At 35.8% G+C, this 24,139-nt stretch carries 19 protein-coding genes; 6 read left to right on the forward strand and 13 right to left on the reverse strand.

From position 1 onward, the window contains the following. Positions 1-187: 4Fe-4S dicluster domain-containing protein (locus AC1Z3T_RS18815; protein ID WP_483396455.1), on the forward strand; the 187-nt coding region annotated here is incomplete at its 5' end. Positions 188-297: 110 nt separating this feature from the next. On the opposite strand, the gene AC1Z3T_RS18820 is transcribed toward AC1Z3T_RS18815, so the two are convergent. From AC1Z3T_RS18820 to tusA, 4 genes are all read right to left on the reverse strand, one after another. Then, on the reverse strand, positions 298-1,200 hold the full coding sequence (locus AC1Z3T_RS18820; protein ID WP_100884418.1) for a hypothetical protein: 903 nt from the start codon (positions 1,198-1,200) through the stop codon (positions 298-300). A 13-nt stretch (positions 1,201-1,213) separates the two neighbouring features. After that, positions 1,214-2,413 (reverse strand): DUF2515 family protein, encoded by a 1,200-nt coding sequence (locus tag AC1Z3T_RS18825; protein ID WP_483396863.1) that lies wholly within the window; start codon positions 2,411-2,413, stop codon positions 1,214-1,216. After that, positions 2,410-5,247 (reverse strand): type VI secretion system Vgr family protein, encoded by a 2,838-nt coding sequence (locus tag AC1Z3T_RS18830; protein ID WP_483396864.1) that lies wholly within the window; start codon positions 5,245-5,247, stop codon positions 2,410-2,412. Before AC1Z3T_RS18830 ends, AC1Z3T_RS18825 begins: the two co-directional genes overlap by 4 nt. Before the next feature lie 401 nt (positions 5,248-5,648). After that, a complete protein-coding gene (tusA, locus tag AC1Z3T_RS18835) occupies positions 5,649-5,906 on the reverse strand; it encodes a sulfurtransferase TusA (protein ID WP_100884416.1) in 258 nt (85 codons plus the stop codon). 191 nt (positions 5,907-6,097) lie between these two features. On the opposite strand from tusA, the gene AC1Z3T_RS18840 reads away from it, so the two are divergent. After that, on the forward strand, positions 6,098-6,937 hold the full coding sequence (locus AC1Z3T_RS18840; RefSeq protein WP_004825299.1) for an HlyC/CorC family transporter: 840 nt from the start codon (positions 6,098-6,100) through the stop codon (positions 6,935-6,937). Beyond that, positions 6,934-8,493: an apolipoprotein N-acyltransferase gene (lnt, locus tag AC1Z3T_RS18845; protein ID WP_100884415.1), complete on the forward strand. Its 1,560-nt coding sequence runs from the start codon at positions 6,934-6,936 to the stop codon at positions 8,491-8,493. Before AC1Z3T_RS18840 ends, lnt begins: the two co-directional genes overlap by 4 nt. A gap of 81 nt (positions 8,494-8,574) precedes the next feature. On the opposite strand, the gene AC1Z3T_RS18850 is transcribed toward lnt, so the two are convergent. Continuing rightward, positions 8,575-8,913 carry a tRNA-binding protein gene (locus tag AC1Z3T_RS18850; protein WP_483396866.1) on the reverse strand — a complete coding sequence of 113 codons (339 nt, stop codon included), beginning with the start codon at positions 8,911-8,913 and terminating at the stop codon, positions 8,575-8,577. Between the two features lie 696 nt (positions 8,914-9,609). Between AC1Z3T_RS18850 and AC1Z3T_RS18855 the strand changes: the two genes are divergently transcribed. Continuing rightward, positions 9,610-9,867: a DUF2798 domain-containing protein gene (locus AC1Z3T_RS18855; protein ID WP_100884413.1), complete on the forward strand. Its 258-nt coding sequence runs from the start codon at positions 9,610-9,612 to the stop codon at positions 9,865-9,867. An 85-nt stretch (positions 9,868-9,952) separates the two neighbouring features. On the opposite strand, the gene AC1Z3T_RS18860 is transcribed toward AC1Z3T_RS18855, so the two are convergent. From AC1Z3T_RS18860 to gspF, 3 genes are all read right to left on the reverse strand, one after another. Further along, the gene (locus tag AC1Z3T_RS18860) at positions 9,953-10,288 is read right to left on the reverse strand and encodes a hypothetical protein (RefSeq protein WP_005034242.1); all 336 of its coding nucleotides are present in this window, start codon (positions 10,286-10,288) and stop codon (positions 9,953-9,955) included. A 281-nt stretch (positions 10,289-10,569) separates the two neighbouring features. Then, positions 10,570-11,007, reverse strand: coding sequence for a type II secretion system major pseudopilin GspG (gene gspG, locus AC1Z3T_RS18865; RefSeq protein WP_004825310.1), 438 nt, complete (start codon positions 11,005-11,007; stop codon positions 10,570-10,572). 35 nt (positions 11,008-11,042) lie between these two features. Further along, a complete protein-coding gene (gspF, locus tag AC1Z3T_RS18870) occupies positions 11,043-12,248 on the reverse strand; it encodes a type II secretion system inner membrane protein GspF (RefSeq protein ID WP_005034243.1) in 1,206 nt (401 codons plus the stop codon). A 168-nt stretch (positions 12,249-12,416) separates the two neighbouring features. Between gspF and AC1Z3T_RS18875 the strand changes: the two genes are divergently transcribed. Further along, entirely contained in the window at positions 12,417-14,642 is a 2,226-nt protein-coding gene (locus tag AC1Z3T_RS18875; RefSeq protein ID WP_100884412.1) for a primosomal protein N', read from the forward strand. Between the two features lie 136 nt (positions 14,643-14,778). On the opposite strand, the gene AC1Z3T_RS18880 is transcribed toward AC1Z3T_RS18875, so the two are convergent. From AC1Z3T_RS18880 to AC1Z3T_RS18900, 5 genes are all read right to left on the reverse strand, one after another. Further along, positions 14,779-15,177, reverse strand: a complete 399-nt coding sequence (locus tag AC1Z3T_RS18880; protein WP_100884411.1) for a hypothetical protein — start codon at positions 15,175-15,177, stop codon at positions 14,779-14,781. A 159-nt stretch (positions 15,178-15,336) separates the two neighbouring features. Then, the gene (locus AC1Z3T_RS18885; protein WP_100884410.1) at positions 15,337-15,708 is read right to left on the reverse strand and encodes a hypothetical protein; all 372 of its coding nucleotides are present in this window, start codon (positions 15,706-15,708) and stop codon (positions 15,337-15,339) included. Positions 15,709-16,669: 961 nt separating this feature from the next. After that, positions 16,670-17,023: a hypothetical protein gene (locus tag AC1Z3T_RS18890; RefSeq protein ID WP_100884409.1), complete on the reverse strand. Its 354-nt coding sequence runs from the start codon at positions 17,021-17,023 to the stop codon at positions 16,670-16,672. Between the two features lie 40 nt (positions 17,024-17,063). After that, positions 17,064-17,396, reverse strand: coding sequence for a hypothetical protein (locus AC1Z3T_RS18895; RefSeq protein WP_100884408.1), 333 nt, complete (start codon positions 17,394-17,396; stop codon positions 17,064-17,066). Further along, positions 17,393-21,418 carry an RHS repeat-associated core domain-containing protein gene (locus AC1Z3T_RS18900; protein WP_483396876.1) on the reverse strand — a complete coding sequence of 1,342 codons (4,026 nt, stop codon included), beginning with the start codon at positions 21,416-21,418 and terminating at the stop codon, positions 17,393-17,395. Before AC1Z3T_RS18900 ends, AC1Z3T_RS18895 begins: the two co-directional genes overlap by 4 nt. Positions 21,419-22,211: 793 nt before the next feature. Between AC1Z3T_RS18900 and AC1Z3T_RS18905 the strand changes: the two genes are divergently transcribed. Further along, a complete protein-coding gene (locus AC1Z3T_RS18905; RefSeq protein WP_100884406.1) occupies positions 22,212-24,107 on the forward strand; it encodes a monovalent cation:proton antiporter-2 (CPA2) family protein in 1,896 nt (631 codons plus the stop codon). Positions 24,108-24,139: the final 32 nt, after the last annotated feature.

A 24,139-nucleotide genomic window follows, 5' to 3' on the forward strand; every position in this document is an offset into this window, starting at 1 on the left:
GCCTGCTCAGCGTTACTGCCCTGCTGGTGTATATGAAATCATGGAAAATGATGATGGTTCTAAGCGCTTCCAGATTAATGCAGCAAACTGCGTTCACTGTAAGACGTGTGATATTAAAGATCCTTCACAAAACATCACATGGGTAACACCTGAGGGTGGTGGTGGTCCTAACTATCCAAATATGTAAACCAATAAACCCGCTTCGGCGGGTTTATTATTTCATATTATTTATAGATCAACATTTAATGTATCGTAAGAATCAATTAATTAAAAGCATGATATAAACAAGAAATATAACTAATGAACATTCAAAAATTTAAAAACGTTAGGATTTTGATAATCATTGTTGATGCTGTAACCAAGCTTTTGCATTTTATTCTCAGATCTATCTCTTTCAATCTTCCATTTATTTAAATCATTAGACAGTAATGTGTTCCAATCTTTATCTCTAATTTTCTCATCATATTGGTAAAAATAATGAGAAAAGAAAGTAACAAAATCCAAATGAATTTTCACATCATCAATAGATTCACGAAAATTTATCGTTAAGATGACATTGTTTTTATAAAATCGAAGAGGTTGACGTTTTAAATCACTCGAATACTTCTCCCATTTTTCTTCACTATCTAAATAAAAACCATCCAAACTCCCGAGATAGTTAGGTATTTTATTATTCGCTTCAAATGATTGCTTTCCAAATATTCTTGGCTCAGACTCGAAGTAAAAGACTTTCCAACCATTTTTATTCAATTGCTTTACAATTCCCTCATAAGCAAGATAACTACTTTTTTCATTAATTTTTTTGGCCTCTATATTACTCATATCAAAACCTATATCAGTAATTCCTTGCTTTGGATAGTTAGCATCTGATACAAAAACTAAATTTTCTAAATGATTGAAAACTAAAACTGTATGGTCATATCCATCTTTTAAATTTAACTTAAGCTTTCTTTCTTGGTTAGTATCTAAATTTGGTCTTATAAAACCTACACTTGCACCTGAACTATATTGTGAAAAAAATTTAGGATTATTACTAATTAAATTTTCTCTAGAATCTCCAACAATAAAACTAATAATATAATCAGATTCATTCATTTTCTTTTCTTCCTGTTTACTCATTGTCTCTGAGGATGAATTACATGCTGCCAAACTGAATACTAGTGCAATTACCAAGACTTGAATGATTTGATTTGAATTCATTATGATTCCCGACTTAAATTATTGGCAATTTTTCAGTTATATCACCTTCAGCTAATCTGGCTAAACAATTTTCCATATAACCAGGATATTTTTTCATAACATAATGAAAATCTTCAGCAATGCGTGTAATAAATTTCATTCTTTCTTTAACTATATATAGCCTTTCGTTTTTTAGCATATCTTCAAAAAACTTATCTTTATCAGATAATCCATTTAATCCTATTGGCAATGTACATGAATTTGTAAATACTGCCTGCCTATTTTGAACGTCTGCAATTAAAGCTCCAAATTGTGTATAGTATGGATGATTACTTTCAAGCTTAGACTGTTTATCAAAGATATCTTTTAATCTCTGATCAGGTTGTCCATTCGGAGAATAAAAACTTTTTTCTAAAACAATATGTTGTTCATGAACAGCAATTGTCATTAAATTATTAAACTGAGCATCTTGTTTCTTTTGGATTATTTTTTCAGTTTCAAAAATTTTTACATATTGAAAAGCTTCTTTCAAATTATTCAAAATATTATCTGAGTATTTAAATTTTTCTAATTTATTATATGCTTCATTATATGGAATTTTATGCATATCATTTGCTACTTTAGTATCATCAGTGTTACCATCTCTTTTTGATAAACAGTCATTAAATGTATTAGAAAATCTACAATAATACTCATGATAAGGATATATATCTAAATAAAGCCAAAGATTACCCTTTAACATACAATATCTCATATAATCAAAATCTGATTTTGTGATCCCACCAGTCGCTATAAAACGTCTATCACTTATATCTATTTTATCTAAAACTTTATTGGCTCCATCAAGAATAACACCACCTCCAATTTTTGAAACAAAATCATCTAATGCTAAAATTCCACAATAAACTTGTTTTGCTGCAATCGCTCCTAAAGCCATCCAATAAAATCGCCCTTTATACTTAACATTACCTATTTTATTTTTTTCTAAATACATTTTCGCATATTGACTAGAAATTAATTTTACTCTTTTTTGATCATCACTTCCTTTATATAAAAATTCTCTATTAACCTCTCCCCCATGAACAACTTTCTTTATAACTTCTAAGCTTTTATAACTTGTTAAAGCCATATATGATGAGTATTGAACTAATGACCACATATTTTTACAATCAACTTTAGTAATACAATTACTATTACATATTTCATTTGTATCTGTTTCTTGCAATATCGTCATTTTTGTTCCTCTTTATCTTCTATTTCATTAACTATTAAATCTTCGTAATTAAATTCAATCTTTAATTTTTGACTTGATACTGTACCCAATCTTTTAGTGAAACCATTTTTATCACTTTTCCCTAAAAATTGCTCATTAGAGGTAGTATTCGTTATTTTGTAATCTAAATCTGCAAGTTTTTTTCCTAGTGGATCTAATAATTGAAATTTATCATCAAAAATAGAACTTATTGGTAACTTATCAAAACCCACAGCAATTTCTTGTGGTCCCAAAAACTTATGTTGTCCAGCTTTAACTTCAAACAGACCTGGTGTGGTTGGCAAAACACCTGCACCACCAATCTCAATTTGAGTAGTATCAGCAATTAACACAATTTTCTTACTGGCGATAAATTCAATACGATCTTCAGTCGAAATGATTTGAATACCTTTACGAGCAATCAAATCCGCACCATCTCCTTGGGCTTGGATCTCCACTTTACCTTTTGCTGCATAAAGTCTTGCGCCTTCCTGTGCTGCAAACAAACTAATCTTGTTTTGTGCATGCACCAAGAAATTCTTTTGTGTACTCAGGTTGATGCTATCACCCGCACTATGACTAATTTGTTTATCCGCAGAGACATGAATGTCTTCATTGCTCGACAAGCCAATTGAATTCGGCGAGGCTAAAACCATCAAGGCTTGTTTAAATGCATCGGCTTGATTCTTGGATTCATCAGACTGATCTTTTTCCAAATCCGAAATAAATGATTTCAAATAATCTAGATTTTCTAAAGGATCAGTCTGTTGATTCTTGGCAACTTCACTTAAGGCTTTGGCATTGTTCAGGCTACTTTCTAGCTGACTTTTGGCTGCGGTTGTATCTAGATGATTACCTGATGCCCCATCTTGTGCATGGCTACTCAGCAGTAAGCCTTGACCTGCGCGTACCGCCCCCCATTGATCCGTTCTTAGCTCAAAGCCTTCTCCTCGACCTTCGCTGCTATCTGTCTCTTTTGGATGACTGAGGTTGCCAAGGTTGAGTTGAGTTGCACCATGACTGCTGTGTAACTGACTGCTGATCTGGTTGGTGGTATCGTCAAATCTCAGTTGGTTATAGCCACTGCCCTGATATTCCTTGCTTTTAATCCCTGCCAGCTTCTTGGTATCGGGTAACTTGCCCTTGTCATCAAACTTGCTCGGGCTGCGTTGTGCTTCATGGATTCGACCCACCACAAATGGTCTGTCAATATTGCCATCAAAGAAGTCGATGACAACAATCTCTCCTATCCTCGGTAAGAAACGTGCCCCATAACCTTCGCCTGCCCATGGCGTCAATACATCAACCCAAGCTGAGTCGGTATCATTGTCATTCGAGCCTGCACCACCATCATGGCTGTGGTCTTCATTGCGGGTAAAGAGGAAGCGAACCTTGATGCGTCCCCATTCATCCACATGAATTTCTTCTCCACTTGGACCAACCACTTTGGCGCGTTGTGGATACGCCACTGGACGGTGTTTGAGTGGGTTGTATTCTGGCGCTGTGCTGATGTTTCTGCGTTGTAAGATCAGCTGATTGGCTTGACGTTCTTCACTGTTATTTGTGGTGATACTGTTGCTTGTGGGGATACTGGTGAGCTGCCAATGACTTTGTTCAACTAAACGATTGATTTGCTCATTGAGGTCTTTAGGCAAATTATTTTGGTTATAAAAGGTTTTGGAGATGATCAAGAACTGCTGATCGGCAGAATCTTTTTGATCGATTTGAGGATGCCCTTTTAGCTCAAGGTAATAGCCGACTTGTGCATCTCGTACCGTCGATATTGCCGTGAATTGTTTGGCTTGGGCATCGTAGTAGTTGCTGAGGTTTTGGTTAAAGCGTTCGATCTGACTGTTGCCTGATGGTGTTGCACCATCTTCCCCATTCAGGTCAGGTATCCATGCAGGGCTAAAGTGCCATACTTGTTCTAAGCCTAGACTAGCGTTGTCGTACTGGTCACTGTGCTGATGTTTGCTTTGTACATTGCCTGCACCTTCTTCGGTTTCAAGAATATCAGCTTGCCAACGGTGAATATGTACTGAAGTCGGTTGGAGTGAACGTATACCTGTAAATGTGGTAATAGTATCTTGCTGTTCTACCGCGGAGCTGCGGTGAAAGCGGATGCTTCTGCGTTCTAACGCAGTATATTGGCTGTTGTCATCAATTAAACGTAGTTTTTGAGCTTGGATCGGTGCTGAAATGTTGGCAACATTAAGTTCTGCTTCATCAATCAACCAGCTTAAATTTTCACTTCTCATCAAACGAGTGAGTAGATCGTGGTCGCTTTCGTTCATCTGTATAATCAATGGACGAACATCGTAGTCTTTGGTCAGCCCAGTTTTATCTAAACTCAAACTAGCAGCAAACAGCGGACTTCTTTGCTGCCACTCTTTATGCAATATTTCAATGACTTGAATCACTGACTTATTCATAAACACTCTACTATTACGGCGTTTATGCCACAGTGATGTCGCATCTTCAAGTTTGAGCTTATAGACCGTCAGTGCACCATCACTTTGTCCCTGTGCAGCTTCGGTAATGATGCCTGTGGTACGGAACAGTTGTCCGCGGTCGGTAACTTGGTCGATTGCAGCTTGGCAACCGATAAACTGTTTGAGTGGAATATTTGCAGATGTTGCAAGACAGATCAGTTCTGCAGACACGCCTTGATTGATGGCATGTTGTCCATCAATGCGTTGCAAGAACACTTGGGCAGTCAGATCAGGATTGCTAAACTGAATATGCAAAGCTCTTTTTTGAGCGGTTAATCCTAACTGATCCAATACTTTATAAATACTATTGACTAAACTATTCATTAGAATGATTTAATTATTATTAACAAATGTGTTTAGATTATACTCAAAAGTCAAAAAACTGTCATTGAAAATTTGTAAAATTTAATATTTTCTTATATTTATCAAAAATATAAAATAACTAAAACCAAGTACAAAGATTATCCAACTTTCTAGACACTCTCATTTGCAATTGATTTTAGAAAGAATTTATTCAAAATCTGTATCACAATTATCAATTATTTTTTAAAGCTTTATCTCTCATTTTTGTATTCAACTTTATATAGATGTTTACTTGTTAATTGGCTTTTAAAGATTGATGAGCTGTTGAAAATCGCTAGTCAGATGCACTTGATAAAAACAATAAAATTATGTTTATGCATCTGCCTCAACGAATGTTCTATGATTTCACTATTGTTTAATAATTAACCTTTTTTGACGAGATAATGAAATTCTTTATTGCCCGCATCATCCAAAATTTCTTCTTGTAAAACGAGTTCATGTCCCAAATGCATACAAAACTTAGGAATATCCCAAGAGGTTGAATTATCGGTCGCGAAAACCTCTACCACATCGCCAGATTTAGATTTCCGAATTGCTTGATGCAACATCATTACAGGCTCAGGACAACGCAAGCCACGTGTATTTAATTGAATGTTTGCTGTAGGCAATGGTTCAGACATATCTCATCTCAAAAAAGCTAAATCAGTCCAAGATTTTAACACAAACTCAAATAATCAATAAGGCTTGTTATCTCTGTGTAAAAATGACGCATGCATTCATCTATTTACCTTATTTAATAGATAGACATCTGTATTTTCTTCGGTATGATAAAAAAACATTTACTAGATATTAAGAGTCTTTAGGAAAGATCATGCACGAGGAATCAGGCCCGTCGTGGGGAATGCGTGGCTTACGCAAATGGTTAGGTACAGCACCAGAAACCCGCGATGAACTGCTAAAATTAGTACAAGATTCACGTCGTTTTTTAGAACCCGATACTGTGGCAATGTTAGAGGGCGTGTTAGACCTTCCTGCCACAAAAATTCGTGAAGTAATGACCCCTCGCACAGCGATGGTGAGCTTGCAAGAAGACGACCAACTTCTTGATATTTTAGATGTGCTGATTGAGTCCGCACATTCACGTTTTCCAGTTTTCTCATCTGACCAACCTGAAAACGTGGTAGGGATTTTATTGGCTAAAGATCTATTGCCATTTTTAACCAATCGTAGCTCTGGTGTAGATGTTCATGCATTAATGCGCCAGCCTTTATTCGTCCCTGAAAGTGCGCGATCAGATCAAGTTTTGAGAATGTTAAAAAATACCCAGACTCATATTGCCGTTGTCATTGATGAATATGGTTCAACTGCTGGTTTGGTGACTTTGGAAGATATTCTTGAAGAAATTGTTGGCGAAATTGAAGATGAGCATGACAATGCCGATGAAGAAGCTCAATTTATCATTCCTGATACCACCCATAACATAGCCAATGCATGGATTGTGCAAGCACTTACACCAATTGAACATTTTAACAATGTTTTAGATGCTGAATTTTCCGATGATGAAGTAGAAACTATGGGCGGATTACTGCTTCAGGAAATTGGTTTGGTCAGTGATCTTCAAGGTCAAGTGGTTGAACTTGAAGATTGGCAATTTACCATTGTTGAAGCAGATGCCCGCACTATTCATCTGATTCGAGCTGTACGTAAATGAGAGCCTATTTTGACAAGCTGTTAAATTCATCACAACAACAAAAACAATTGCCCCTCATTTTCCCTTTAATCATCGCATTAATCTCAGGTGCAGTATTTAGTTTAGCACTCGCACCTTATTATTGGTGGTGGCTGGCAATCTTATCACCAGCCTTACTTTATGCTTGCTTAAAAGGTCGTAGTCCTCGTCAAGCCTTTGCCATAGGTCTTAGCTATGGCTTTGGACTGTGGTTTGTTGGGGCATTTTGGCTTTATACCTCCATCCACGTTTATGGTGATACCAACGCAGTCCTCAGCGTATTGATGATTGCAGTTATGGCATTTGTGATGGGGCTATTTACGGCAGTCCAGACATGGGTTTATCGTCGTTTTTTCCCTGAAACCCCATTAACATTTACACCGCTTTGGATCATCTTTGAATGGTCTAAAACATGGGTGTTCACCGGTTTTCCGTGGTTGTTTGCAGGATATGCGTTCACTGAACGATTCTTAGATAGTTATGCGCCTTTATTTGGTGTATTTGCGGTGTCTTTTGCCGTTATTCTTCTTGCCTGTGCCGTGGTGGAAATCCTGAATAGGAAAGTGTTTTGGGTTGTTCCTGCGCTTGTTGTTTTACTTGGCGCCTGGGGAGCTTCTTTTATCACTTTTGTACAACCGAAAGCTGAAAAACCGCTCTCTGTATCGCTCATTCAAGGTAATATTCCTCAAGATTTAAAATGGCTAACCGAATACCAAGTCAAGACTTTAGAAATTTATGTCAACTTAAGTCGTACTGAATGGGGTAGAGATCTCATTGTTTGGCCTGAATCATCCATTCCCCTATTTCAAACAGATATTGAACAATTTTTGGAGATGATGGATCAGCAAGCCAAAAGCTCGGGTACAGCATGGGTGACAGGCATTCCTTATTGGGATTTAAAAGAATCAAAAAAGAATGGCTATCCAATGTATTACAACAGCATGATGGCTTCTGGTGCAGATTCTTCAGGTTTGTATAAAAAACAACGTTTAGTCCCTTTTGGTGAGTACATTCCACTTTCTGGATTGTTATCTTGGGTCTTACCCGCTTTGCAAAATGATCCATCGATGAGTGGCTTTTCTCAAGGTGCATCGAATCAAAAGCCTTTTAATATTAAAGGACATGATTTAGCTGCTGCGATTTGCTATGAAGTTGCTTATCCAAATCTTACCCGACGTAATGCGATCAACAGTGATTTTTTAGTGACTGTTTCGAATGATGCATGGTTTACGGGAACTGCAGGTCCATTACAACATTTGCAAATGGTTCAAATGCGTGCCAAAGAGAATGGGCGTTGGTTTATCCGTGCTACCAACACAGGCGTAACTGCTTTTATTGACCACAATGGACATATCGTAAAACAAGCGCCTGTAGATCAGAAAGCGGTTCTGCGTGGGGATTTACCTGCAATGCAAGGTGAGACGTGGTATACCCGTTTTAGCGATTATCCGATTTTAATTTTATCGCTTTTATTGTTAATTTTAGGTTGGTTTTATCGCCCTAAAACAGTCGACATCAGTTTTAAAGCACGACGCTAAAGCAGCCCCCCAATCGCATCAAAAGCACCTTCTCTATGCATCATAAAGGAGGTGTTTTTGATACGGATATATCATAATGTATTAAAGTAACTTGGTCCCCAAAGGCACATTCAAATCTGGGACACACAAGGCAACATGCCCATCTTGATTATGAAAACCTGTCACTAAACACTCAGATTGAATAGGACCAATTTGTTTCTTTGGGAAATTAATCACAGCAACGACCAACTTTCCAATTAAGTTTTCAGGCTGATAGAGTTGGGTAATCTGCGCACTGGATTTTTTAATACCAATCTCTTCTCCAAAATCGACATGTAAAATATAAGCAGGATTACGCGCCTTCTCAAATACTTCAGCTTGAATAATTTTTCCTATACGTAATTCCACTTTAAAAAAGTCATTCCATTCAATTTGTTGCATTTGGTTTTCCTCTTTCTATTGATCACCATAAATATCTAGGATCTGCTGACAATTCACCTATGTTTGCGACTATGTGTGTTTTTAGCCGACACTAGGCAAAAAATACGAAATTTAGCCACTCTAAATGATGAGAAACACTGTTTTACAGGGGAACGACGAAGCGATACAAAACACACGAGTCCCCCCGCTGCAACTTGCGCTACAAACAAAGTCATGCTTTTTTTGCTCAGGGTTGTGGTTCAAATTATCTCAGCCGGTGTTATGAAACTTGAAAATAGTCTCGCTATTCTCTTCCTTTCCTTGCGGAGTATATTCCTCATGCCTGCTCAATTTTAACCTACAGCGCAAGCCATTTATGAAATGTCAACAGCCCTAGCATCTTAAATAAATTTAGCCCCATCGACCTTATATGAAATGGACAATGAATCATTTAAAAAGGACATTTATTCAACATATCAAATTTTTAAAAAACGAATCTAATTCAATTATATGTCGCTATACTTTACCTGCCATTCACTGATTTTTTCTTTCAATTGTTTCTCGCTTTATGCTACATTAGCTGTGCTGATCATAAAGCCGTAAACGTTTACGTCAATCAACGTGCCAACATATCTCCAACAAGGCTTGGAGCTATTTTTTATCAAAATTTGAATATTTTGATGTGGCACTGGCGTTTGTTGGTTTACGGAGTAAAAAATGCAAAAATCTCAATCTTTTTATTTAAGAAAAATTCCAAATCGTTATACTGCAATTGTAATGCCTTTCTTTTTATCAATTATTATGACCTTTATTGTGTCATGTATTAGTACGTTGAGAAGTATGGGTTTCGACAATTTTTCCGTCAATACGTGGGTTTCAGCATGGGGAATTTCATGGCTGATCGCGTTTCCAGTATTGCTTCTGCTTTTACCGATTGTGCGTAAAATAACGATGCTTATTGTTCAACCGAGTTAATTGGATTAAATTTCAGTTTTTAATCAAAACAGTTAAAACACAGAAATGAAAAACCGAGGACATTTCCTCGGTTTTAACTCGCCAATTAAATTTGAGTCACTAAATATGACAACATGCCTGCTAGAAACAGCATAGGAACATAACGGTATAAACGTACTAAATATTGTTCTAATAATGATGAGAATTCAGTTTTTAACTGAATCACCGTTAAATTTAAAGCATTATAAAAACTGATAATAGATAATGCACTAAATACGCTAATCGCCATAAACCCAATTACGATTTGACTACTGGCATCGGCATTTTGCCAAAGGTTTAAAAAAAACTGGCTAATCGGCAATAAGCTCAAAATTAAAAGAACAGATTTGAGCATCGTCCAATGAAATTGGCTAATTTCATCTGATAATAATAATGCTTTCATCTCATCCTCCAAGCAATGTAAATTGCCTTGAGAACTATTATGCAAGCTTTTTAATAAATAAAAAGTCTATTTTTATTCACAATTTAACATTCTTGTAACTATCAAACATGGGAATAATTCTTATTATAACTCTCAAACATTAATTATTTAATATAGTTGATAAATTTCAACAACTTATAATATAATTATCAAATAAGAAATATTATCACTTCACTCCACATTTATTATCTCGATAAAGTGAAGTGATTAATTCCATAAAGTACTGCAAAAAATACTTTTAATTATGGCTGGTAATAAATATCAGCATCGTTTCCTTCGCCGCCCTGTTTACCATCTGCGCCAAAAGAATATAAATCAAACTTACGACCTTCTGAACCCGGAATGACATATTGAATATCATTTTCCCAACTGTCTTTTGGATAGCCACCTTTAACATAACCACCTGGTAACCAGTTTTTCGCTGTTGCAGGTTGGTTGACCAACGCATCTAAACCACCTTCTTGACTATTTGGATAATGACCATTGTCCAACTTATATTGATCAAGTGCACCTGCCACACCTTTTAAAGTAATCTTTGTGGTATCAACTTTGGCTTTTTCTCCACGTCCCATCACATTCGGCACGATCAAAGCGGCAAGTACACCTAAAATCACAATCACAACCATCACTTCAATTAAGGTAAAACCTGACTGACGAGTCCTATTCATCTTACGTAGCATCTACTTACTCTCTATTCTTTATAAAAATAATTGGCTTAAATCATATTGTTCATATTGACGATTGGCAACATGACAGCAATTACAATCACTAAAACAATACCCGCCATAAATACCAACATTAACGGTTCCAACAATGCCAATAAAGTTGAAATAAATGAAGATACTTCTCGATCCTGCATATCTGATGCACGACTTAGCATTCGATCTAACTCACCAGAAGCTTCACCGCTTTTAATCATTTGTACCATCATTGGTGGGAAATAACCACAGCGCTCCAATTGCGTTGCCAAATTCCCACCTTCTGTCACTTTTTCTGCAGCAACATTGACTGCATCACGAATGACCCAATTACTACTCACGGCTGCACCAATTTTTAAAGCATCGACCAAAGGCACACCTGATTGAGTGAGAATGGACAAGGTACTGGCAAAACGTGCAGCATTTATACCACGAGATAATTTACCAATTAATGGCAGTTTGAGCGTTAAACGATCAAAAGCATAATGCCCTGCCGACGTTCGTAAAAAACGAATCAGTAAGAAGATTCCCACCACACTGGCAACCAAAATAAATGGCCAAGCTTGCCGAATAATTTCACTGGCTTTCATCAAAGCCACCGTAATCCAAGGTAAAGCCTGTTTGCTTTGGTCAAACGTTTTGACGATGTCTGGAACAACATAAGTCATCAAGCCCATAACGATTGCAAAAGACATAAACATGAGAATAATCGGATAGATCATTGCACCTTGAATTTTCTTTTGCATCGCAAAACGGTTTTCCGTGTAGTCTGCAAGTTGGTCTAAAATTAAGTCTAAATGTCCAGAACGTTCACCCGCAGCAATTGTCGCAATATATAAATCAGGGAAACGCCCTATTTGTTGCATCGCTTGTGCTAGAGAATGCCCTTCTAAAACTTTGGAACGTACAGAAAGTAAAAGATTTTGCACGTAGACTTTTTCACTTTGTTTGGCAACGGCACGTAAAGCCTCCTCAAGTGGAATTGCAGCAGCAACCAAAACGGAAAGCTGACGTGTCATGAGTGCCAAATCATAGGCTGAAAATTTACGTTGAAACAAACCCGAACTTTTATTTTTGTCTTTTTGTTCAACAGCATCTACGCTTACAGGAATCCATTCTTTATCCCGTAATTGTTGACGAATCTGACGTGCTGAATCACCTTCTAACACGCCTTTGTGCTGCTTTCCTGAAGCATCAAGCGCAGTAAATTGATATGCTGGCATTGTTATGCTCTAATTTTCCCAAATTTTTTGATTACGCTGTTGCGTCATACCCTATAAATCATTCATATTCATGTCTATCAATGACGGTTACACTCTAACACAAGCCGAATATGGACATGAAACAATTTCATCACAGCCTCACTAAATTAATGAGCCACTGAATTTAAAATGCCGAATACCATTGTTACACCACAAACTATTTATCGTGTTCAAGTTGCTGTTCCAGTGTATTTGAATGACTGTTTTGACTATCAAGTGAGTGCTGAACAGTACGCACAGGCAGAAATCGGTGCACGTGTTGCTGTGTCTTTCGGACGACAAAACCTTGTTGGGGTGATTGTAAAAAAAATTCCGATTGATGAACCTATAGACTCTCATTTTAAACTCAAGGCAATTACTGAACTATTAGATAATCACGCTATTCTAGACAGTAAAGTTTTAAATTTATTGACATGGTCATCGCAATATTACCAATTCCCAATTGGTGAGGTGATTCAAACTGCCCTTCCTACATTACTCCGCCAAGGTAAACCTTATGATTTATTGGCTCGTGTCTGGAAAGTAATCGATTTAAATGCTGAAGACAAAGTAAAGCGTTCTGAAAAACAACAAGATGCTTATAAAATTCTAAAATTACATCCAAAAGGAACGCAGGAAAATATCCTAAACCTGAGTGGTATTGAAACAGCAACACTAAAAGTGCTTGAGAAAAAAGCAATTATCCAATTTGCACTTGAACCTCAAAATACTCAACCTGAACCAGTTCAACTGGCTCAGTTGCCACTCACTCCCAATGAAGATCAAAAGAAAGCCATCCAAACGATTTTAAAGGCACTAAAGAAATATCAAGCATTTTTGTTAGATGGTTTAACGGGAAGTGGTAAAACTGAGGTTTATTTACAAGTGATGCACGAAGTACTGAAACAAGGCAAACAAGTGCTTGTTTTAGTCCCAGAAATTGGCTTAACACCACAAACCATCAGCCGTTTTCAGTCACGCTTTCATTGCAATATTGCATTGCTTCACTCTGGTTTAAATGACAGCAAACGTTTACAAGCATGGCAACATGCACAAACCGGTAAAGCCTCTATTATTTTAGGGACTCGCTCTGCAATTTATACACCTTTACCTAATCTCGGTTTAATTATTCTGGATGAAGAGCATGATCTTTCATTTAAACAACAAGAAGGTTTCCGTTATCATGCCCGTGATGTTGCTTTATACCGTGCGCATTTAGAAAATTGTCCAATTATCTTAGGTTCTGCCACACCAAGTATTGAAAGCTATTATTTGGCTCGTCAAGAAAAGCTGACACGTATTGAATTAAATCAACGTGCAGGCGTCGCGTTGATGCCGAAAATGCATTTGATTGATTTAAAAGTTGCTAAGAAGCAACATGGCTTAAGTGATGTTTTAATCGAGGAAATTAAAAAGCGTCTAGATAAAAAAGAACAGGTCTTAATTTTTTTAAATCGTCGCGGTTATGCACCTGTATTAATTTGTGAAAGTTGTGGATGGCAAGCCAACTGCCCAAATTGTGATGCACACTTTACCTTACACTTAAAACCTTATCAGCATTTACACTGTCATCATTGTGGGACGATTAATCGTTTGCCTGATGCCTGCCCACAATGCAATCAACAACAATTAAAACCAATCGGCATGGGAACTGCAAAGGTTGAAGAAACCTTAACTGAATTATTCCCCAACTTTCCTGTACTTCGCGTCGATCGGGATTCAACTAGCCGTGTCGGCAGTTGGCAGAAAATCTATGATCAGATTCAAAAAAGTGAACCCACGATTTTGCTTGGGACTCAAATGCTCGCCAAAGGGCATCATTTCCCATATGTCACTTTGGTTGCAATCTTAGATATAGATGCAGGTTTACTCAGTGTCGACTTTCGAGCAACAGAGCGTACAGCCCAATTGATTATTCAAGTTGCAGGTCGGGCAGGTCGTGGAGAGAATAAAGGAGAAGTCTATTTGCAAACACTTCGACCTGATCATCCTTTATTAAATACTTTGATTCACAATGACTATCGAACCTTTGCCAAGCAAACCTTAAAAGATCGTCAAGCCGCTTTGCTTCCCCCTTTTCGCTATGCCAGTTTGATACGCTGTGAATCTAAACATCAGGAAGAAAATCTAAAGTTTTTGACTGAAATGACGCAATTACTTCGTCAAATGTCGGAACCACACTTAATTGATATTTGGGGTCCTATTCCAGCCCCAATGGAGCGTAAAGCAGGTCGTTACCAAGCACATGTGGTATTGCTTTCACAAGATCGAGCAAAAATGCACTTTTATGTCCATCAATGGTGGGCCCAATTACTACAGCAAAAACCCTCTACAATGAAAGTAACGATTGATGTTGATCCACAAGAGTTAAGTTGAGTTTTTTTATTATATGTTGAACATACCTCTATCTAAATTCAACCGCTTGTATAATCGAATATTGATGTATTCCCTCGTAATATTAAGTAAATTATAAATATCAATATTTTTATCAATTTCATGGTGTTGATTCTAACTAAATACTTTCATTCGATATATTGGAGCTTAACTCTCCACAGACAAAAAATACTATTTTCCTTGCAGATATAATCAATTCAAAATTTTCCAAAAAAGTAATTAACTCCATAGATAAAAAGTAATCAACATCCCATGATGCTGCTTTTTCTTTATCTAACGGAAGATTATGTATTAAATTCAAAATCATTCCAGCACTACGAAAATCCGAAGAATGAACTTGTAATAATACCTCTTTTAAACAGAAATCAAGTATTCTACGCGTACTCTCTACAGGAACGAATGAGGAATTATCAATAACATATTGAAGACAATCAACAATATGCTCTTTTGGATTTCCATTTAACAAAACATTTCTACAAGAGATTATGTTTGCGCGAATAGAATAAATAATATCCATTAATATCCTCCTGGTGTGTACATAAGATCTGCTGGAGTTCTTTAATAACCATATGGTAATTCAACTCTTTCAATCGGCACTTCAAATATTCCCGATCGGTTAGCTCCAATTATTCTATGATGACTAACATCATAGAATTTATAATAATTTTACTAAAATCTAGTTAATACATTTTGACTTTAAAAATTTATGAACATTTTCTTTAATTTCAAAATTTTCATTTATTTTTTTAAGATCATTACACGATAGTTGAAAATCAACATTTTGAGGAGAATATTTTATTTCACCTTCAATATTTAATGCCACCCATACATATGGCTTATTTGGATCTCCTGTTGTAATTCCTAGAAGTGTGAATGGCTCTCCAAATGGTTGCGGAATTATTTTCCAATTTGAATTTCTATTATTTGATTCTATTATATGGATTGTCTCCCACTCTCCTTTGCCTTTTAGCTCTTGATATAATTCATAAACAAACCAACATAAAGATAGAAGAATAATTATCACAATAGAAAATATAATTTTTTTCATCTTTCATCTCTACTTAGGATCAAATTCTTTAACAAAGTTTGGCACACTACTACCTTGACCTAAATGGTATGTAAAACTCTGCTCTTTCAATTAATTTATTCACAAACATTTTATCTTTAAAATTTACTTTTGAGTTTTAGAAAAAATAAGACCATCAAATAAAGAGCAATTAAAATTGGAAGCACAAATATAATCTCAACCACTCTACACTTCCTATTAGCACAAAAATCATTGCATAAACTATATTCAAGCTAAATATATGTGGTCAATACTATTTTATCAAAAATGATAAATAAATTGCAAAAAATATAATCATCCTAATCATGAATAAAATCTACACAGATAATATTTTTACAAGTTCTAAATTTCAGCTGGATCCTATTATACGACACTCAATATCTTTAATAAATAATGTAAATAAACGAGGCGAGAAATGCGCTTTTTCTGCCTTTTCTTTTAAGAGATTAAAAAAATCAGCATCTGGAAAATCATCATCATTTCTAATCTTAGAACCAATTTTTCCAAAAATTTGCAAGAGAATATCATTTATAAGATCAATTTTTTAGTCATCAGTTTTTAGTAACGAATCACGACTATCATATATGGCTATCCTTATTTCCATAGACAAATAATAACCTAACCTAGAGAACCAAATTATTTTATGGTCATTACTTAATTTCATGAAATATTCTTTATCAAGACTAGAAAATATAGCCTTATTCTCATTAGTATGATTAGTCATAATTATTCACTTCTAGGTAAAAGATTAATATTAATACCGTTTTCTTGTAAAACAGATCTCTTGCATTAGTCAAAACTTAAGCAGACACGACCTTTGATTTATAAGAAATTACATAAATTCCAAATGATTAAAAAACTACTTTCGCAAGAGATCTAATGTATATTCGAATATTTTTTTGCTGTATAAAATCACTTCTTCATCTAGCAAGATATCCTTTATTTACTGACAATCAACTCTCATTCGGACATCTTTAATAAATTGTGAAAAATCAAAATTAAATCTCCCTAATTTATCTTCAAAAATCGAAAATAAAACTTTATCTTCAATATCTAATTTATTTTTTATTAGTGATGTAACTTGTATTGAAATTTCCATTTGAACATCATTAATAGCATCTACTTTAACATCCTCAATAATATTTTCTTGACGATAATTATATAGTATTTCCCTAACCTCTAAAGTTAAATAAAAACTAAATCTCAAAAGCCACACAGTTTTATCTAATTTATTTAGATTAGCGTAAAACTCAAACTCATTATTAATAAAATCATTTTTAAAGTTTGAAATTTTCACTATTAATCTCTTCTAGTTAATAAATCATTTAAAATCAATATCAATCCCATTTTTCTATATTTTTAGTGCTTTTCAAAAAGCTTAACATACTAATATTTAACTTTTCAGTAGCTGAATATAAATAATCAATAAATAAATCATCAGGATAACTATTGATATTTTGAATTTTCCTTCCAATCTGTGGGGAGATTTGATGGTGTATTTCATTAAGAGCATAGAGTTTACTTAGTTTAATATTTATATCTTTTTCTTCATGAAAAATTACTCTAAATTGAATTGTTAAATATCCAGAAAAAACTGTAAGCCACTTGATTTGAAGATCTTTATTTAAATTCAAAAAATCTGATTTAGCTTCAATCCATAATTTATTCACTCAAATATCTCCCTTGGCAGTAAATTAACATTTATTCCTCTTTGTTCAAGAATATAGATTCTAGTATTTCCCCCATATACAGTACCATTAGGGCTTACCATTAATGAATTATCACCATTACGTGGCCTTAAAGACTCTATAATAGATTGAGAAGACTGACCTCGCCAATAAGAATAGCTTGAACCATTCATCAATGTGCTAGGTGGATGCATGAATCTTAAATTTGGTCTTGTATCATTCGGTCTACATTGAGATTCTAATTGGCTATTAATCTGCAACCGATTTAAATCTCTTTGTAAATTTTGAATATCTCTTATACCCACAGGATCATTCATTGGTCTGTAAGTTCTATATGTGTAATTTGGGTCAAATTGCCTAATTCTATCGATATAATATCTAATTTGGCTAGCCGTTATAGGATCTATTCTTGATGATGGTCCTCTTCGAGTTGGCGCTAACCCATTTTCATCAACAAAACTAACCGGATTATTTTCTACATAAGCATAGGTATTTAAACCACCCGCCAATCCAATCGGATCACTCTGAGTATAACGCCCTATACTGGCATCATAGTAACGATTCCAGTTATACCAAAGCGCACTTTCAACATCAAAATACTGTCCTGGAAAACCTAAGTTAAAGTCCCCAATACTACTGTGAACCACAGCACTGTCATAACTACTGAGTTGTGCTTTCCATACTATGGCTTGATTTGCATCTGTAATAATCTCTGGACGACCTAAATGATCATTATGGATATAGTAAAATTGATTGTTTGTAACGAATCCAATCGGTTGACCACCCAACCAAATATAAATCTTAGACAAACTACCATTTTGTGAACTAGACAGTGGGCTTTCAGCCAATAAGCGACCATCAACCGAATAAATATAATTAATCGTTCCACCGCTGCCAGATTTACGGCTACGGAGATTAAAAGCATCATAGTCATAACTTACCGTAGTACCTGTATTAACACTTTGCAGACGGTTAAAACCATCATAAGTATAGTTAACTGTTCCGCCATAACCAGTTTTCTGGATCAGATTACCAACACTATCATAGCTAAAACTTTTTGCTTCAGCACCTGTGGTACTGTTTAAACGATTACCTCGACCAAGAACATAACTTGCCGCAGCATTACTGTTACCCCAACGGTAGGTTCGGTTATAGTTACTATCATTTTGCCAACGTTCATCATTGTAACGAGATGAAGCTATCTTGAGTTGTCCAAGCGTATCGTACCAATAGTCAATTGATTGACCTCTATTCAATCTATCATCAATTTTTGTCATCCAATTATTGGCGTTATAATCATGCTTTAGATTTTGAACTCGTGGTGAATATATGCTTGTTAAACGGTAGTCTAGATCATAGCTGGTTTGTCGTGATAAACCATTGCCATAAGTCCAGCTTTTAATGCCACCATAGGGTTCATAAGTGACATTGCTGACAATAGTTTGTATGGTCGAACCTATCTTAAATTTAACAGCACGAACTCGATTTAATTGGTCATACTCGTAAATGACTTTGTTGTTGTCATTTTCACGGCTTTCACCAATCAAATTACCGAGATTGTTATAGCTCCAATAGGTTGAATAAGTAACGCCAGCGATTGTTTTGATTTCTACTGCAAGCTGACCGTCTTTGGTATATCCATAACCTGTGGAAGTCACTCCATCTGCTGTTGCACACAATTGTCCAATACCATTAGTACAATTGTCATAAACCCAAGTTTGAACATGATTGCCTGATTGTGCCTTTATACGACGATTTAAAGCATCATAGCTATACGTTGTAATAACATTATTTGCTCGTGTTAAACGAATTAAATTACCATCATTATCATATTGATATTGGGTCACTCCTGTATCAGGACTGTTTGTTGATAACAATTGACCAAATCCATCATAAGCATATGTCGTTATATTCCCTTTAGCATCTTTGATATTAGTTAATTGTCCAAAAGCATCATAGGAATAAGTAACAGATGAGCCATCACTACGAGATTCTCGACTAATATTGCCTTGTGAATCATAAGAATATGAAGTTATATTGCCCAAAGAGTCTGTTTGTTTGATGACATTTCCATTTGCATCATATTCATAACCTTGGTTTTGCCCATTGTTACCGAGATCCGCAGTGGTCCAACCAAGTTGATTATGTTGATTGGCTTTGGAGTAACGAAGCGAACCGCTTTCTTTATAGCGAACGCTCAACAGTTGCCCAAGATTTGAATATTGGTATTCTTGGCTACTTAGAATCTCTCGTCCTCGACCATGAGTAATTTGAGAAACTGTGCCATTATTATTGTAATAGATAGATTCTCTCACGCCATTACGGTCAATCTGCGTGACACCAAATGCTCCATATTCAAATGTTTGAGTCCGAGTCTGGTTCTGATCAAGAGTCTGTCTAATTTGAGTCGTTTGACCACGAGCATTGTAAAAATAATCTTCGATTAAACCATTTGAATAGGTGATTTTACCAACCAATCCTAAGCCACTATAATTTGAATAATATGTTACATGCCCTAATGCATTTGTGTTTTGAATCAAATTCCCTTCAGAATCATATTGATAAATTGTATTTTTACCATTACTGTTGATCACAACAGCACTCAACATTCCATTGCTGTGTAAACTATAGCCATAGCCCGTTGCACGACAATTGACTGTCCCTGTTTTATTACAGATGTTCTGACTTTTAAGTCGATAACTCGCAGATTCATTCACACCATAGTAGCTATATACTTCATCCCGAATTAAACGATTAGAACCATCCAATATTTGGATTTGAGTAATTAAATTTGTTCGTTCAAGATAGCTATAATTTCTGATTTGAGCATTGGCAAGGTTATTGTTCTGGATACCTGATATTTCTTGTGTAATTCGTCCAAAACCATCACGCTGATAGCGTGTTTCTATACCCTTCCAGTCTTTTTTGGAAATCACATACCCATTGTCATCATAGGTGATGGTTGCACTGCTATTTGGACAATTATTGACTCCACTTCTTTCTATTTTTGCGAGTTTATTTTTTTGATTATTGGTATAAATATATTTAAATACAGCACCTAAAGGATTTGTCACTGTTGTATAATTATCGGCAAAAACCAAGTTATCAACTTGTGTACCATCACTACGACCACTTTGAATCGCTTTATTTCCATTAAAAGAATAACTATTGTAACGGGTACCGTTTACAGAGATCCCACTCAGTACCTGACTACCTGCACCATTCTCTCCATAATGGTATGCTCGCGAACCTAAACTATTTGGATAAGTGACAGAAACAAGATATGGGATTTTTATTTTGGTGAATCCAATTCTTTTAGAGTATCTATATCTATAATCGTAATTATAAAGATAAATATTCCCTGATGGATCTGTCACTGAGCCCAACATACCATCTTGATTCCATGTTAAAACCACCGTTTTCCCATTGGTATGTGTCACTTTAATTAATCTTTGCTTTTCATCATAAGAAAGTACCCAGCCAATATTATGAGCATTCTTTTTACGAAGTAGCCGTCCATCTAGTGTGTAGGTTTCAACACCACCATCGGGTAAAATAACATTGGTTTCTGTACGAGTTCCCTGAAGCAGCATCAACTCATTGAAGTAGTAATTTTCACCGTTTGGTAATTTTCGAATTTTTCTTCCTTGAGCATCATTGGCTAAACGATAGTCAAAATTGTGCCGCCACTTACCATTGGCTGAGAAGTTCGCAGAACCACTCGCAAAAGAATCATAATATCGAACAAAGGCTAATGGCATTTCACCAGAGCCTAGAAAGTCCTGCTCTTGTTGGATCTTTTTTCCATTTGCAATCACGATAGGATTAGCAGTGGTGTCTGTAGAACACTCCGTTTGTGTTGAATTGGGAAAAATAACCTCACGATCACCAGAACCCGAATTTCCGCCACCGCCACCGCCACCGCCACCCCAAGGGTAATAAATTCCACTAGGAAATGGATCAGGTTTTGTTGCAGTTACTGTAATTGTAGGTAATGATCCCATACCTTGACGTTGACGCTCTAATTCTCTAGCTTCACATTCATAGTATTGAGAGGAATTATAACCATATTGGTCACAATCTAATGGTTCTAAACTTTCTGTAGCATTTGCATTATGAAGTACAACTATACTAAGCAAGTTAAAACAAATTAAAAAAATGTATATTCTATTTTTAGACATAATGACACCACAATAAAAGTAGTATGTGTGCCTTTTGGCACTTCAATGTTTTTATAAAGAAAGGGTAGATACTTTAGAATAGCCAATCTTTATTGGTCTTGTATTTAGCAATCATTAATATATGATAATAATTATCATTTGTAAATAAATTTATTAATTAAAATTAACAATTCATTAAGCGAAATTTTTTTAATTAAATGAAAAATTGAAATAATTTCATTAATATTTAAAATAAATTGGATCAAATATAAATATATTCTAAAATATTGTTCACTTAAAAAAGCTAGTTATCACAAGTGAAAACGATTACCTCTAATAGCAACAACATCTTATAAATTGCAACTAAAGTCATTCGTTACACTTCATCAAGTAAAAATGATCATCTAAAAAGAAAATACTATTGATATTGAAAAGCTATCCGCTCTAAGGAAAGACAATTAAGATAAGAGAATTTTAATATTAAATTATGAAAGAAATCCATTATTTTAAGACTTTAAATTTAAAGAAATTATTCACTTTTATTCTACTCACAAGCAATTTCTCAATAAATATCTCCAAGTCAGTCACAAAATCAAGCTACAATTTCCTAAGAAAGAAAAGAATGTAAGGCACGTGAATGTCATTGTTACTCCAAATCACCATTTTTCTTGGTGCAGCTTTAATCCTTGTTCCCCTCGGGAAAAAACTGGGCATTGCGACTGTGCTCGGTTATCTATTTACAGGAATATTGCTCGGTCCAAGTGCGCTGAATATTGCCAATGACCCGGAAGAAATTATGCATCTCGCTGAGTTTGGCGTGATTCTGTTAATGTTTCTGATTGGCTTGGAACTTCGCCCACAACGTTTGTGGGAAATGCGTCAGTCGATTTTTGTCATGGGGAGTTTACAAGTCATTGTGACCGGTGTGGTACTGATGGGTGCGCTCTTTTTGCTTTTCCAACAATCACTGCCCGCAAGCTTTGTCATCGGTTTTGCTTTAGCACTTTCATCAACTGCTTTCGTTTTACAACTCTTAGAAGAAAAACAACAACTCAACACCACACATGGTCAACAGTCTTTTTCTATTTTACTTTTTCAAGATATTGCCGCAATTCCCTTACTTGCTATCATTCCGCTTTTAGCAGGCAGTGAATCTAGCCATCACGGCGTAGCTTACTTTGCTGCAATTGTCGCAACATTTACAGGTTTATTTCTTTTTAGTCGTTATGTCATGCGCCCCTTTTTCCGCTTTGTGGCAAAAAGTGGTGCTACAGAACTCATCACCGCAGTGGGATTATTTATCGTTCTAGGTGTGGTTTTATTGATGGATACACTGGGCATCAGCACGACATTAGGCGCATTTTTAACTGGTGTATTGCTTGCAGACTCAGAGTTTCGTCATGAACTAGAAGCCAGCATTGCGCCATTTAAAGGATTATTACTCGGTCTCTTCTTTATGACTGTGGGTATGACCACACAAATCTCATTAGTCATAGACATGCCGCTCCTGATCGTCGGTGGGGCGATTGGTTTAGTCCTGATTAAACTGCTGACCATGCTAGCGATTGCACGCTATAAAAAAATGACTTGGACCAACAGCTTGATGGTTGCAAGCTGTTTGGCTCAAGGTGGTGAATTTGCATTTGTGGTTTTGAATGTCGCCAAGAGTGAAAAAGTGTTGACTGAAGCAATTTTGGAACCGATCACCTTGATTGTGACCTTGTCCATGATCTTCACCCCTGTTGTATTTTGGTTGGTCAGCAGTTGGCTTTTACCCTTAATCAATAAAAATACAGCACCTAAATACGATGACATTCCCAATGAACATCCTGCTTTAATTATTGCTGGATTTGGTCGTGTCGGACAAATCGTCGCACGTTTAGCACGTATTCGTCATTTTCCATTTACTGCAATTGACAACAATCTACAGCAAATTGACTTTGTTCGCCGTTATGGCGGTACTTTATATTATGGTGATGTCACACAACCTGATTTATTACGTTCAGCAGGTATAGAACAAGCTAAAGTTTTTGTTTTGGCGATTGACGATGTTGAGGACTCCATGAATGTTTCTCGCCATATTTTACTTAATTACCCCAACCTGACATTATTGGTACGTGCTCGTGATCGCTATCATATGCATTTACTGCGTGATGTGGGGGTAAAACATATATGGCGCGAAACCTATTTAACCTCATTGGGTATGGGTTATCGAACACTCTGTGAACTGGGCATGAGCAAAGAAGAAGCTTATAAAAGTGTTGAGTTGTTTAGAAACTATGATGAAGAACTGTTAGCACGCCAACAGCGCATTTATACGGATGAGCAAAAAGTTTTTGAAAGTTACCGTGATTTTATTTCTGAACTTGAGCATCTATTTGAAAGTGATGCCCAAGTAGAACATCAAAATCTGGAGAAATACAAAGATATGCCAGATCTGGATGAATCAGGTCTAGAACGTCCTACACCTCAATCCCAAAATGCATCAACCCAATATGATCGTATCAATATTGCCCGTGATGACGAAAATTAACTTTAAGTAGCACAGTTTTTAGGGTGAAATGA

The sequence above is a fragment of the Acinetobacter sp. B-6 genome (genome assembly GCF_056930735.1).

Coding starts and splice junctions, on each gene's coding strand:
- AC1Z3T_RS18820 (WP_100884418.1), bottom strand. CDS start 1,200: ATGAATTCAAATCAAATCATTCAAGTCTTGGTAATTGCACTAGTATTC.
- AC1Z3T_RS18825 (WP_483396863.1), bottom strand. CDS start 2,413: ATGACGATATTGCAAGAAACAGATACAAATGAAATATGTAATAGTAAT.
- AC1Z3T_RS18830 (WP_483396864.1), bottom strand. CDS start 5,247: ATGAATAGTTTAGTCAATAGTATTTATAAAGTATTGGATCAGTTAGGA.
- tusA (WP_100884416.1), bottom strand. CDS start 5,906: ATGTCTGAACCATTGCCTACAGCAAACATTCAATTAAATACACGTGGC.
- AC1Z3T_RS18840 (WP_004825299.1), top strand. CDS start 6,098: ATGCACGAGGAATCAGGCCCGTCGTGGGGAATGCGTGGCTTACGCAAA.
- lnt (WP_100884415.1), top strand. CDS start 6,934: ATGAGAGCCTATTTTGACAAGCTGTTAAATTCATCACAACAACAAAAA.
- AC1Z3T_RS18850 (WP_483396866.1), bottom strand. CDS start 8,913: ATGCAACAAATTGAATGGAATGACTTTTTTAAAGTGGAATTACGTATA.
- AC1Z3T_RS18855 (WP_100884413.1), top strand. CDS start 9,610: ATGCAAAAATCTCAATCTTTTTATTTAAGAAAAATTCCAAATCGTTAT.
- AC1Z3T_RS18860 (WP_005034242.1), bottom strand. CDS start 10,288: ATGAAAGCATTATTATTATCAGATGAAATTAGCCAATTTCATTGGACG.
- gspG (WP_004825310.1), bottom strand. CDS start 11,007: ATGCTACGTAAGATGAATAGGACTCGTCAGTCAGGTTTTACCTTAATT.
- gspF (WP_005034243.1), bottom strand. CDS start 12,248: ATGCCAGCATATCAATTTACTGCGCTTGATGCTTCAGGAAAGCAGCAC.
- AC1Z3T_RS18875 (WP_100884412.1), top strand. CDS start 12,417: ATGCCGAATACCATTGTTACACCACAAACTATTTATCGTGTTCAAGTT.
- AC1Z3T_RS18880 (WP_100884411.1), bottom strand. CDS start 15,177: ATGGATATTATTTATTCTATTCGCGCAAACATAATCTCTTGTAGAAAT.
- AC1Z3T_RS18885 (WP_100884410.1), bottom strand. CDS start 15,708: ATGAAAAAAATTATATTTTCTATTGTGATAATTATTCTTCTATCTTTA.
- AC1Z3T_RS18900 (WP_483396876.1), bottom strand. CDS start 21,418: ATGGGATCATTACCTACAATTACAGTAACTGCAACAAAACCTGATCCA.
- AC1Z3T_RS18905 (WP_100884406.1), top strand. CDS start 22,212: ATGTCATTGTTACTCCAAATCACCATTTTTCTTGGTGCAGCTTTAATC.